The sequence below is a fragment of the Herbaspirillum sp. GCM10030257 genome, from assembly GCF_042666555.1.
Lineage (GTDB): Bacteria > Pseudomonadota > Gammaproteobacteria > Burkholderiales > Burkholderiaceae_D > Noviherbaspirillum.
Genome location: NZ_JBHTDH010000007.1, coordinates 232,125 through 244,390, shown reverse-complemented (window position 1 = coordinate 244,390; position 12,266 = coordinate 232,125). Strand labels below are relative to the sequence as shown.

Genomic DNA, 12,266 nt, shown 5'->3' with positions numbered 1-12,266 from the left:
GCAATGGGATGGCCGCTAGCGGTCGCCAATGGCATGGCGGACCAGCGCGCCAGTTCCGTCTTTACTACCCTGCTGCCGCTGGGCGGCGGGCATTTCATGGCGATGGCCATCGTGCTGGTGCCGTTTGCCTGGCTCAGCTGGTATGTAGAATGGAGTCGTGCCATCCGCATCGGCGCCGGCATGGCCGTGCTGCTGTTCGGCGTTTTCAGACTGGTCAATCGACGCCACCCGCGCCTGCTGGCGCGCATTCCTCCGACCCGGCTTGCATGGTGGTCGTTCTTGATGGCTACCGCGCATGGAGCAGGATTGATGCTGGTGCCGTTCATGCTAGGCCTTTGTGCGACGCCGGCACCCGGCGCGAAAGCGGATGCCTTGACTATGGGCCATACCGCCGTAATGACTTATATGGCGCGATCGGATCTAGGTACTGCAGTGCTGGTGGCAACGGTGCACACCCTTGCCACCATTCTGGCCGGCACAGGTGTCGCATGGGTTGTATATCGCTATCTCGGCTTGCGCTTCCTGCGGCGTGCCTGGTTTAACCTTGACCTGGTATGGGGCGCAAGTCTGATCCTTGCCGGAGCAACCGGAATCGGGCTCGCGATGTGACAGCAGCGATGGATACATGTTCTGACTCCCCTCGACCGCGCAAACCGTCAGTTTGAGCATCCGCAAGCGACACCTTTGCCCGTTTGCGCTGCTGTGGCCGGCTAGGCGTAGCATTTGTGGCCACCGCAATCAGGCTTCTGAAAGACAGGGAGAAAAGGGGTAATCCTTTTTGCAAGGAGAACATCATGAACGAACAGGAAACCATTGATATGGTAAAGCAGGGCTATGATTGCTATATGCGGGGCGATATCCAATCAGTGATTGATATGTGTGCCGATGATGTCGAATGGATCTTGCCGGAAGTTGATGGTGCTCCATTTACCGGGACATGGAAGGGGAAGCAAGATGTCGCACGTTACTTCCAGACCTTTAACCAGTGTTTGCGGACAACGAAATTCGAGATACGGGATATTTTTGTACAGGAAGGCAAGGCAGTGGTGCTTGCTTACTTTGCCGGTGAAGCAATACCGACAGGGCGTCCTCTGGAGAACGAAATAGTGCACATCCTGACGTACAGGGACGGCAAACTTCAGCGCTTCCAGCAGTACGGTGATACAGCCGCGACACGAATGGCGTTCTCGTCAGCGTCCGCTGGCATAGCAACCGGGCAATCCGCACAGGCACTTCACTAAAGCAAAATGAAAACGGCCCGCTGTCTTACGAAGCGGGCCGTGGATTGGTACCTGGCGCACGTTGCCAGCACCCAGAACCCTGGCACCAGGGGGCAGAAACGGCATGGCTTCGGGTTCATTGGCAATCGACAATTGCTCCTGCCAGGACACGTTTCCAGCCAATGCGCATAGAATCCGGAAGGAACTCCAGATGGACGACGGAGTTAAACGGCAGGATAACCGGATGGGGCTACTGCCGCGCCTTCGATGCCATTTTTACGCAATGCTTCATCTACGAACCCGATGGCCTTCATTTCTTCCACGAAGTTCACAGTATTCCCTGACGAAACCGTTGTTTTCTGAATTGGCTGCCCGTTCAGACGAGTAGCCAATTCGACGTCGCGTCCCGAGGTGCAGAGATCGACCGTCTCTTCAGAACCATAAAAATATGGCACACACAGTGCGGTATCCGCTTTGCGGAAACAGAATGTCTGGAACGCGACTAAGGCGTGTAAAAAAACGCCTTGATAAATCGCTCGTCATTCCCTGAATGCTTTCGGTTTTCACTGAGCGACCAGTAGCGCGAGGTTATCCTAGTAACCGATCCGGCCGTCAACGGTCATGGTCCCCGTGAAGATGCGGGTCAACAGGCTGCCGGAAAAGGTGCCGGATAATAGACCGTCGCCTTCGGCGTTGGTAAACCGTCCGGTGCCGCCGGTGATCAAAAAGCTGCCTACGAACGTGTTTGTTTGCAAGTCGCCCGGAAACGGGGAGATCGTCCCCATAAAGTCCGCGGTCAGAAAATCGTTGTTGGCGGCGGTGAATGTAATCACGCCTCGGCTGATCGCCACTGATCCGCGACCACCGGGCGTTGCGCAGTGCGTAGCACTAATCGTGACCGCGCCGAGATGCGTTGCAGTCCCCGAACCGGTCAGCGTTCCACCAAGCCCCGAAGGGCAGGAGCTGTCCTCCGCGATCGTTTCCTGTACGGCCAAGGTCGCACGAAATGGCGCGTCGCGCGGGCCGGCTTGGAGTGCTGTAGTGAGTGTAGTAAAGAGAAATGCCAGCAGTAGCGCTGGCCAATTGTAAGTACGCGTGATCATGCTAGCTCCTTTCAACGGCACGCCGATGCAGGCGTCTGTGTGGAGCAACTTTCATCATCACTGAATGCAGAACCGGCAATGATTAGGCGGCGACCGCATCGGCGCCTACGCGAAGTTAGTATAGGAAAACCTCTTTGAATCTTCACTGCCGGTAGAGGCGACAACAACGCGGCCCTATGAGCTAGCGCAAGATGACTTCAGGTTGCGAGGCAACTGTTCCGTCAGGCTGATGAGGTCGAGGGAAAGGAAATTCCTGCCCATCACAAGTACGCGGTATGCATGCTGATTGATCAGGGTTTTGAAACGAGGGAAGGTGCATCAGGCGATGACTGGATATCGGCGTCGCAGTCGATGCGCGCTTACCTGCGCGGCGCCGAAATCGCCGGTGTGATGGCTGCACATTGCCGGCGCCTGGGATATTCTGCGCGTTCGCATTCGAATGCGCATTCGGAAGTCATACACAACCCGACCATTCTGATGTCCGGGCTGGGCGAGGTAAGCTGCACCGGCGAGACCATCCTGAATCCGTTTATCGGTCCACGTTCCAAAAATGAACGCTGAAGAGCAGATGCAGCTCGACGAAGCGCCCGAGATTACTACGCGGTCATGTCTGTCATGCCAGATTCGCCTGACCGCGCAGATGGACGGCTTGCGTGTCGCCCTGGCTCCAGTGTATTGAAGTGCGGAATGCCAGCCGAGATAGCAGGCTGACATCGTTGAGATTAAAAAAGAAGCCCGGGAACGCAACATTTGGCGATTCCGGGCTAAGCCGCCTTTAAGGCAGGAGACGAGGTCATTATCGCTACTGGCGAACGCAGGGTGGGTGTTTGGTGAGGAATGTTGAATATTTAGCGCGAAGGAAGAGGAGAGCCAGGCACCACTGCTTACCATTGTTTATGATTCCCACGTTTGGCTATACGGCATTAGCCGAACGCGGTGCGACACCATAACCTCGCTTGGCACTTCACCTCACATCGCTTGGTCGGCGGTGACCAGCAACCTGTCGGGATCAAGGTAATCACAGTCGAGTTTTGCTGCATCGATGGCGAACCCAATTGCTCCTGTGTGGAGCTGCTCAGCTCAGTCTTGTTAAACATATTAGATATCTGCGCAAGCAGGATCCTGATTTCAGCGGGCCCCATCCACACAAGATGGCACGACTTTCGCTATCATTGAAAGCCGCACACTCCCGTTAAGGCATTCATGCTGCTCGCACTGATTTTCGTCGCCGGTTTATGGGCCGGCCTGCAAAATGCGCTCGCCGGCGGCGGTTCTTTCATCACTTTGCCGGCCCTGATCATGTCGGGCATGTCGCCGCTGGCGGCCAATATCACTTCCACCGTGGCCTTGTTTCCAGGACAGATCACCTCCGGCCTAGCGGGACGCAAGCTTGTCACGGGTGCCGGTCAACTTCCGTTCTGGGCATTATTCGTCGTCAGTATTTTAGGTGGCATAGTAGGCGGGGTGTTACTGCTGAACACGCCGTCTTCCGTATTCGCCCGTCTCGTGCCGTGGCTGGTGCTGTTTGCCACGGCGGTATTCGCTTGGGGTTCATTCTTTCGCAAGACCGGCGATGCAGGTATGCATATTGGCCCGATCAGCACCGCTTTTGCGCAATTCATGATCGCGATCTATGGCGGTTATTTCGGCGGCGGGATCGGCTTTTTGATGCTGGCGGCATTGACCATGGCCGGCCTGCCGACGCGCAATGCAGGTGCGACCAAAAACGTGCTGGCCGCCGTGATGAATGCCTCCGCGGTCGTGCTGTTCCTGACGTCGCCAGAGCTTCACTGGCGTGAGGCAATTATTCTCGGTGCAGGCGCGATGGCGGGTGGTCTGGTTGGCTCGTGGGCATTGCATCGGGTGAATGAGAAAGTTCTTCGCGTAGCCATTGTCTGCATCGGTATAGCGCTGACTATCGGGCTGTTTGTCAGGCCGTTCTAGTCAATCGCATACAGACCCTCGTCGAACGATTCAAATAGCTACCGGTAACGATCTTCGCTGCTCCGCAATGCTACCTCGGCCGTCTTCCGAGCATGCCCTTTCGTTTTCGCCTATTCCACGCCTCGATGATTCGCGCGTTGTCGTCGGGGTGGACAAAATTTTCCGATACCTGTTCCGCAGCCATGGTACCAGCGGGTGTACCGGTGTAATGAGCCATTGCTGATTGAAGGGAATTGCACGGACACTTTCATCGGTAATCCACATCAATTGCGGAATAGAATCGGTCGTTCGGCGAAAATTGAGTTCGCTTTCGCGCAATTTGTATTCTGCTTCCACACCTCTTGTGGCATCGCGGGAATAAAGCGGGATGCCAGTGCCGTACGGATAAACATGCGTCTCGTATCATCGGTTCGGTAAGACGGGATATGTAGCCTCCAGGTTTATGTCGCGAAAAGCTTGCGTATGCCCGAGGATTTTTCCGCCTTTCGATTCACCTAACTGGATACGCAAGCCGGGTTTAACGTAAAGAATGCGCCGGTGATGCTTCCGAGCATTACCAGCACATCCGTATTTATCGACTGAAGGTTTTCACGCTGGAATATTACGTTACTCGTCTTTGCAAGCGCCTACCAATGCATGCGGCCCTGTCACCGCGTTGCATCAATTCATCGACAACCCATCGAGATCGTACATTGCATCCTCTATCGGCTTTCCGGCAGCGTAGCGGATGCCAATTTTGTAAGACTCATGAACTTCACTTTGTTTTCTGCAGTCCACTCTCTGTTGTTGTCTGTTTTGACAGTATGGTACGCGGCAACGGTTTGAAGTGGTCTGTGGCAACGGTCTATTGCCGCTGCCGCCGTCCATTTATGCGTCGGAGCAATGTGTAAGTGTAAATCGCTTGCTCTGGAAGCGGATGCGATCCCTGCCATCTCATCGGACCGGAACCACGGTTGGGACGAGACAGTGTGGAAGAAGGTGTCATCTTCATCCTCATGACTACATGCCACCCGGTAATGCGTTGTGTAGCTTGGCGAGCGTCCCAATTGTAGGAACAAATATTGCGAATGATGCTTGTAGATAGGCTCCTGACCGTGATCTGGACCACGCTGCGCAGTGTGTTCATCGTTGCGTGTCTGATAACGACCACAGGCACCAGCGTTGCGGCACGGGATCTAAGCGAAGCACCCGTGCTGACGCTCGATCCTGGTACGCACACCGCGGCGATACGCCAGATTGCCGTAGACTCGGCCGAGCAAATACTGGTCACCGCGTCTGATGATAAGACGGCGCGCGTGTGGGATATTGCCAGCGGCCGACTGTTGCACACACTGCACCTGCCAGTCGGTCCCGAACACATTGGCAGGCTTTACGCGGCGGCAATTTCGCCACAGGGCCGGCTCGCGCTGGCGGGCACCACCGCGAGCCAGAATGGTACCCATCGGATATACCTTTATGACCTGACCAACATGGCGTTCCTTAAATCAGTGAACGCACGTGGTGGTGATATCAAATCCCTGCAATGGTCGCCTGACGGCATGCTGCTGGCAGCCGCTTATGCCGGTGCGTCCGCCTTCCGTGTGTTTGATGACGAAGGCGAACTGGTGCATGAGGAGCGATTACCCGCGGATGCTTGGAGTATCACCCTGTCACGCAACGGGCTGCTGGCGCTCCCGGTATCGGATGGCACGGTACGGGTGTACGGCATTGCCGGCGAAGTCCACTTGCTGGCCACGTTGCGCGGCGCGTTGCCGGACCCGCGCGGCGTGCAGTTTTCGCCGGACGGCGACCTGCTGGCGGTTGGCTATCTATCGCGAAAGTCGACGCGAGAAGTGCAGGTTGATGTGTTCGATGTGGCGACGCAGGAACTGGCGAAGTCATTTGTATTCGACGACATCTCCCAAGGCAATTTACGCAACGTAGCGTGGCAGCGCGATGGTCGGGCCTTGTACGCCGCCGGGTCAGGTTATCGCGGCATCAACGATTTCATCGTCAAACGGATTAGCTGGCCACAAGGCGAGGTTAGCGAGACCCGCGCCGCGACCAACTCCATTACAGATTTGCTGCCGTTATCGGATAACCGTGTGCTGTTTTCAACAGTGGAACCGGCATGGGGAGTTCTGCGCGGACCAGAGGCAAAGACCATGGTAGCCCCCAAAAATGCACAGTTCTATGAGGCGGACCTGCTAACGGTGAGCGACGATGCAAAGACCGTTGCCTGGCGTTTTGCACCGGGTGAGCAGCGGTATTCTTTTTCGGTCGACACTCGCGATATACGTCGCGAAGAACGTAATGCAAAAAGGCAGGCAAAGACTGTTAGCAAACGTATTCCGGTCAGTACTTGGGAAAACAGTTACGACGTAACGATCGCGGGCCGCCCGGTCCCGATGGCGCCAACAGAAATTTCTCGCGCCATCGCCGTACTGCCAGACGAGTCCGCGGTGCTGTTGGCAACGAGCCGCACATTGCGGCGCATCGAGCCTGATGGGCGTGAGCGTTGGCGGATCCCGCTCGCGACTGAAGCGCGGGCGGTCAACGTGAGTGCTGATGGACGCGTGCTGGTTGTCGCGATGGCGGACGGTACGCTGCGTTGGCGCCGGGCACAAGATGGAGCGATGTTGATGTCGCTGTTCGTTACCCGTGACGGACGCTGGGTTTTGTGGAATGAAGACGGCTACTTCGATGCAGCCAAAGGCGCTGATGAACTGATTGGCCTGACCATCAATCGGGCCGGAGGGGAGCAAGCCGATTATTACCCGATGTCCCGCTACCGCGAAAAATATTACCGGCCTGCACTGCTCGGCCGCGTGCTCGCACTGCGACAACGCGAAAGCCTTGGCGATCAAGCCTCGATCGTCGCAGCCCGTTTTTCGTCAACAACAGCGTGGCCGAACGTATCGGTGGAATCGCCGGAAAAGGCATCACGAACAATACCGCATTGAGTCCTGAAGTCTGAGAAATAAAGCCAAACCCCGCAACAAAGGAACTGCGATCATGAACATGAAAATCGAAATTTCCCGCTGTATCAAACCTGCTGCCTACGTGTTGGTTATCGCCTTGACGGCGTGCGGCGGGGGAGGGGGCGACGATTCCGCGACGTCTGCAAATGTGCCGGCGGCAACCACTGGCGCAAATCCCACGCCGACCAGCGGGACGACCGCACAAGGCGCACCGGCAGCGCCGGGTACGACGCAAACCTTACCCTGCTTTGGTTACATCACTACCGGCTTCGCAGGCGATATCAATGCGGTTTATCCCGATGGCTGGGGCGGTGTCCCGCAGACCGGGTTCAATTTCTGTCGCGGAACCCAAGGCGGTGGCGGTGTGGGTGGAGGCAATGGCGGCGCTGGCAGCGGCGGCGATGGTGGTTCAGGTGGCTCAGGCGGGGGCGACGGCGGTTCCGGAGGCGGCGAAGGCGGCGAAGGCGGTGCAGGCGCGGGCGGCGGCGAGGGCAAGGTCATCAACGCACTCCTGACAGTAACCCGCCTGTCCGACGGCGCAGTGTTGGGCTCCGCATTGACTGACGGGGTCCGGGGACTGGTTACCATTCGTCCGCGTGCATCGGACGGACCGGTGCTGCTGACGCTGACTGGACGTGCAGGCGCACAATATTATGATGAAGGTGCTGCCCGAATGGTAGATTTTGGACCTGGGCAGGTGTTGCACGCGCTGGTGGACCGGTTTGACGAAAATATCGGTGTGTCGCCGCTGACCGAGTCGGCATATCGTTACGCGCTGAATAATTTCAAATCGTCTACCGGGTCAGTCGCATCGGGCGGGACTGCCCTGTTGCCGCGAGGAGATCTAACGGGTCTGACTGCGGAGCAGGTGCGTGCGGCCAATGAAGCAGTGCGCACTGCGGTCAATGCAACACTCGAGCCAAAGCTGCAACTGGTCTCGGTAAAGAGCCTGCCTACGCCGGTTGACAACAGCAGTGCCGAAAATGCACTGCCGGCCAATCGTTACGGCGTAGCTGCGACGGTGCTCGGCGGGCTGGCCAAGGCAGCAGCCAAACGACGGCCGGTCGAGACACCCGCCGCGCCCCCCCCTGCACTCGGTATCACCGAGCAGCTTGCACGAGACCTGACTGACGGCAAGGTGGATGGCGCCGCGCTCGACAAGACGCAAGCCGCGCCGGTGGAGGCGGCTTACTACGATGCCAAGACCTTGCCGAATTCGCTCAGGAAGGGCGCCTCGGCAATGTCGGACCGGTTCGGCAAGGGTACGACGAATACAATAACCGCACCGGTTACTACCGTGAACGAATCAGACTTCGTCGGACAGTGGTCCGCAACGGTCGTTACCGGCAATGATCTGAATGCTCCCGATGCCGCAGTAGGCAGCCTGGTGATGACGGTGGATGCAACCGGCACGGTGACTGGTTCCCTGAGTGGCGCCGGCACAACGGGCGGTCCCGCGACTGTGGCTGTAAGTGGTACGGCCAGAGACGATGGGAGGATTGCATTGAGTTCGCTGGCGGCCGGACTGACGATTACAGGCGCGATTCAGTCCGATGGAACCTTCATCGGAACATGGAGAGGTAACCGGGGTACCCGCGGCGTCTGGGCAGGCACGAGAACCGTGGACCCTGTTACACCCGCGGCTACTGAGGTACCCGCCGCACCTAGCCCGGTTACACCCCCAGTAGCAACGCCACCGGTGACTACACCGCCTGCGGCTACACCGCCTGCGGCTACACCCACCACAACGACCGCCGAGCCGGCAGCTACACCTACCACAGCGACCGCGGAACCGGCAGCTACACCTACTACAGCGACGGCAGAACCGGCGGCTACACCCACCACAACGACCGCCGAGCCGGCAGCTACACCTACCACAGCGACCGCAGAACCGGCAGCTACACCTACTACAGCGACGGCAGAACCGGCGGCTACACCCACCACAACGACCGCCGAGCCGGCAGCTACACCTACCACAGCGACCGCAGAACCTGCAGCTACACCTACTACAGCGACGGCAGAACCGGCAGCTACACCCACCACAGCGACGGCGGAACCTGCGGCTACACCCACAATAACTACAGCAGCCATCGAGCCAGCATCGACGCCACTGCCTGCTCCTGCAGCGACCCCTGCAAGCGAGCCAACGATTGCAGGGGTCGCTGGTCCGAATGGAACCCTTACCCAAGATCCTGAAGTGGAGTCCGCAAGTGCTGTTGCGCAAACTCCTTCAGAGAATCGCATGGCTTTGCCCGCATGAGCCTGCTGAGCGTGGCATGGGTAGCGTCATCTGCAAGCATGTGTCAGCACGGCTCCTTCCACTATGAGAGGAAGGAGCCGGCGACCAGATGCCAAAATATCGGCGCAATTAAATAGCGTCGCACATACAGGCAACTGAACATAAGCTTTAGTGCTGGTGATGCGTATGCGTTAGCCATTGCAGGTAGTTGGTCGGACTCTGCGCATCGCTGGATCTTTACGGCACAAAACGACTATCGTGCCTAGCCGCAACAGCCGGCATATTAAATGTTTCCGTATTTCGTCCACATAGCGGAGAGCAGCGATCGTTTCGCCAGCAATGTGTTCGACTATTTATTGTGTGTCAAGCAAGTGGTCGACTTGTTCGCGAGCGATACCGTAGCATTCGCAAGCCAGCTCTTCCAGGCCCTGGCGGTTCAGGATAGACATGCGTCCACGGCTGTAACGGATAAGTCCTGCCTGCTGGAAGGCGCTGGCAACCAGGCTGACACTGGGACGATGCACACCCAACATGTCAGCAATGAATTCCTGTGTCAGATAGAAGTGATCCCCTTCTACCCGGTCGTGCGTCATGAGTATCCATCGCGCAAAGCGTTCTTCAATCGTATGAAGACGATTGCATGCGACTGCTTGAGACACCAGACTGAGATACACCAGCATGTAGCGTTGTGCAACACGGCGCAACGGCGTATCGCCGGCCGTGGCCTCCTTGAAATCGCTGACAGTCATCCTCAAGGTATTGCCCTCGACCTGGCATACGCCCGTCTCCGTAGAGAATTCGCCGCCAGCCAGCACTTCAATACCGATAAAGCCTTCGTTGCCTACGGTGCCAACTTCTACGGCTGAGCCGTTGAGCATGTAAGCCAATATAGAGAGCACGCAGGTACAGGGAAAATAAACATACTGCGGCGGTTGGTTTCGCTCGAAAAGTACCTGTTTGATTTTCAACGGGACGGTATGCAAGCGAGGTGCGATCGCATCGTATTGTTCGTTGGTCAGAGTCGCCAGCAGGAGATTGCGACATCGCGCTTCGGATGCGGCTGAACAGGACATGATGGGCCTTCCTGAAGTCGTGTATGGAACACCGACGAGAAACAGCCCAGGATCCGGTTTGGCGATAGAAGGAGGATTTCCGGGCGTAGCGTTAAGATGAATTTAATACTTATACGCTCGCATGGGCAGTAATACAACGGCTTCCACAGCAACACTTTGGCGGTACGCGAGGGTTGCCAGTTTGTACCCAAAGGCGCGGCCTCTCCAGCAAGTTCGCTATGTATTGTTCCATCCATACAGAAGCTCCTATCTTGCCTTGAAATAATGAAGATGACCAACAGCGGAAAATACCGGCGAACGTTTGCAACTCCATCTGGAGACAAGCATATGGGTAGAACGCTGCGTTAACTGGCGGTGCCGACGTCCTTATCAAGTTAACGAATTCAAGGATGGTCACAAGGATTTGTTTGATGGCGATCTCCGACCGGTGCAAGTTTGCTGTTTTCACTGCGGTAACAATGAGAAGCGCTGGACGGTAAGCATCTTTCTTGTACATGCGTTGTCGACAGAGGACGAGGAAAGATTTCAGCCCAAAAACCATGTTGTCTGGTATCCGCGGCGGAGAGCGCGGATACCAGAGCCGCATTCATGTTGTCAGAAGTGGTGTCACCCAGGTATCGAACATGTAGCGCGGCATAAACAGAAAGCTGCATTCACGCCACCCGGATTTGTGACAACTCAAGAATGCCTCCGTACCCTTGCCGTATTCTTTGCATGTCGCCGGCTTAGCTCAACAGGTAGAGCCGCTCAAATGTAATGAGCAGGGAGGGGGTTCGAGTCCTTCAGCTGGCACCAGCATTTCTTACTTCACCCTGACTTCCGCAGATTTCCCGTTGGTCGCATCAAACGCTCAACGTTCCCGGCGCAAATCATTCGACCAGAAGCACCTTGGCAAGTCTTCCTTCTGAAATGTGTGCGCACCTCGACATCATGTCAAAACATTGGCTAACGGTGCTTTGGTGGGAAGCGCCTACCGGAGTAGACTGGGATGCTCTCCGCTCAACTTCCGCAGCAGGTTCTGAAATGGTTATTCCATCCTTACAAAAATCAATGTTGCTGTCGCTGTGTATCGTTGCATCAAGCGCCATGGCCGTCTCCATTGCTGATCTCTCGAATCAGGACGCCACCGCCGGGCTGAAAGCGGCGCTGGAAAAAGGGGCAAGTGCAGCAGTAAGCAAACTTGGTGTCACAAACGGCTTTCTCAACAACGACAAAGTGAAAATTCAGTTGCCTCCCGTACTGGAGCAGGCGCGTCCTCTGCTTAAAATGACCGGACGCGGCCAGCAGCTCGACGAACTGGTGGTGTCAATGAACCGCGCAGCGGAAGAGGCAGTGCCGCTGGCGAAGCCACTGTTGATCAACGCCGTGAAATCGATGTCGGTAGCGGACGCCAAGCAGATTCTTACCGGAGGAGAAACCTCGGTTACCAGCTTTTTTCGTGATAAGACATCTTCTCAACTTGCAGTGACGTTTTTACCGATCGTAAAGAAGGTGACCGACCGTTCCGGCCTGTCGGCGCAATACAATGCGACGATGTCCCAAGTTGCCAAAGTCGGACTGGCACCGCAGCAGGCGACAGTTGAGGATTACGTGACCCAACGTGCGCTTAATGGCTTGTTTACAGTGATTGCCGACGAAGAAAAGGCGATACGCCGTGATCCGTTAGGATCCGGCAGCAAGATTATTGGCAAGGTATTCGGTGCCTTGCAGTGATCTGAGGATGTTGC

11 protein-coding genes and 1 tRNA gene are annotated in these 12,266 nt (G+C 56.6%); 9 read left to right on the top strand and 3 right to left on the bottom strand.

Annotated elements, in window-relative coordinates:
* The first annotated feature begins 3 nt into the window (after window positions 1-3).
* Together ACFQUU_RS13500 and ACFQUU_RS13495 are read left to right on the top strand one after the other, a co-directional pair.
* Window positions 4-609: a hypothetical protein gene (locus ACFQUU_RS13500; RefSeq protein WP_382247880.1), complete on the top strand. Its 606-nt coding sequence runs from the start codon at window positions 4-6 to the stop codon at window positions 607-609.
* Between the two features lie 185 nt (window positions 610-794).
* Complete coding sequence (locus ACFQUU_RS13495) at window positions 795-1,241, top strand: nuclear transport factor 2 family protein (protein WP_382247878.1); 447 nt, start codon at window positions 795-797, stop codon at window positions 1,239-1,241.
* A 203-nt stretch (window positions 1,242-1,444) separates the two neighbouring features.
* Here ACFQUU_RS13495 and ACFQUU_RS13490 read toward each other — a convergent pair whose 3' ends face one another.
* Window positions 1,445-1,675: a hypothetical protein gene (locus ACFQUU_RS13490; RefSeq protein ID WP_382247876.1), complete on the bottom strand. Its 231-nt coding sequence runs from the start codon at window positions 1,673-1,675 to the stop codon at window positions 1,445-1,447.
* 138 nt (window positions 1,676-1,813) lie between these two features.
* Window positions 1,814-2,323 carry a hypothetical protein gene (locus tag ACFQUU_RS13485; RefSeq protein ID WP_382247874.1) on the bottom strand — a complete coding sequence of 170 codons (510 nt, stop codon included), beginning with the start codon at window positions 2,321-2,323 and terminating at the stop codon, window positions 1,814-1,816.
* A 279-nt stretch (window positions 2,324-2,602) separates the two neighbouring features.
* On the opposite strand from ACFQUU_RS13485, the gene ACFQUU_RS13480 reads away from it, so the two are divergent.
* The 5 genes from ACFQUU_RS13480 (at window position 2,603) to ACFQUU_RS13460 (ending at window position 9,487) form a co-directional block, all read left to right on the top strand.
* Window positions 2,603-2,884 (top strand): hypothetical protein, encoded by a 282-nt coding sequence (locus ACFQUU_RS13480; protein WP_382247872.1) that lies wholly within the window; start codon window positions 2,603-2,605, stop codon window positions 2,882-2,884.
* Window positions 2,874-3,002, top strand: a complete 129-nt coding sequence (locus ACFQUU_RS13475; RefSeq protein ID WP_382247870.1) for a hypothetical protein — start codon at window positions 2,874-2,876, stop codon at window positions 3,000-3,002. The genes ACFQUU_RS13480 and ACFQUU_RS13475 overlap by 11 nt, the downstream gene beginning before the upstream one ends.
* A gap of 527 nt (window positions 3,003-3,529) precedes the next feature.
* On the top strand, window positions 3,530-4,267 hold the full coding sequence (locus ACFQUU_RS13470) for a sulfite exporter TauE/SafE family protein (protein ID WP_382248001.1): 738 nt from the start codon (window positions 3,530-3,532) through the stop codon (window positions 4,265-4,267).
* A gap of 1,067 nt (window positions 4,268-5,334) precedes the next feature.
* Window positions 5,335-7,209 carry a WD40 repeat domain-containing protein gene (locus ACFQUU_RS13465; RefSeq protein WP_382247868.1) on the top strand — a complete coding sequence of 625 codons (1,875 nt, stop codon included), beginning with the start codon at window positions 5,335-5,337 and terminating at the stop codon, window positions 7,207-7,209.
* A gap of 52 nt (window positions 7,210-7,261) precedes the next feature.
* On the top strand, window positions 7,262-9,487 hold the full coding sequence (locus tag ACFQUU_RS13460; protein WP_382247866.1) for a hypothetical protein: 2,226 nt from the start codon (window positions 7,262-7,264) through the stop codon (window positions 9,485-9,487).
* Window positions 9,488-9,819: 332 nt separating this feature from the next.
* Here ACFQUU_RS13460 and ACFQUU_RS13455 read toward each other — a convergent pair whose 3' ends face one another.
* Window positions 9,820-10,539, bottom strand: a complete 720-nt coding sequence (locus tag ACFQUU_RS13455) for a Crp/Fnr family transcriptional regulator (RefSeq protein ID WP_382247864.1) — start codon at window positions 10,537-10,539, stop codon at window positions 9,820-9,822.
* 719 nt (window positions 10,540-11,258) lie between these two features.
* On the opposite strand from ACFQUU_RS13455, the gene ACFQUU_RS13450 reads away from it, so the two are divergent.
* Both ACFQUU_RS13450 and ACFQUU_RS13445 read left to right on the top strand, forming a co-directional pair.
* Window positions 11,259-11,334, top strand: a tRNA-Thr gene (locus tag ACFQUU_RS13450).
* 228 nt (window positions 11,335-11,562) lie between these two features.
* Window positions 11,563-12,252, top strand: coding sequence for a DUF4197 domain-containing protein (locus ACFQUU_RS13445; protein ID WP_382247999.1), 690 nt, complete (start codon window positions 11,563-11,565; stop codon window positions 12,250-12,252).
* The last annotated feature ends 14 nt before the right edge of the window (window positions 12,253-12,266 follow it).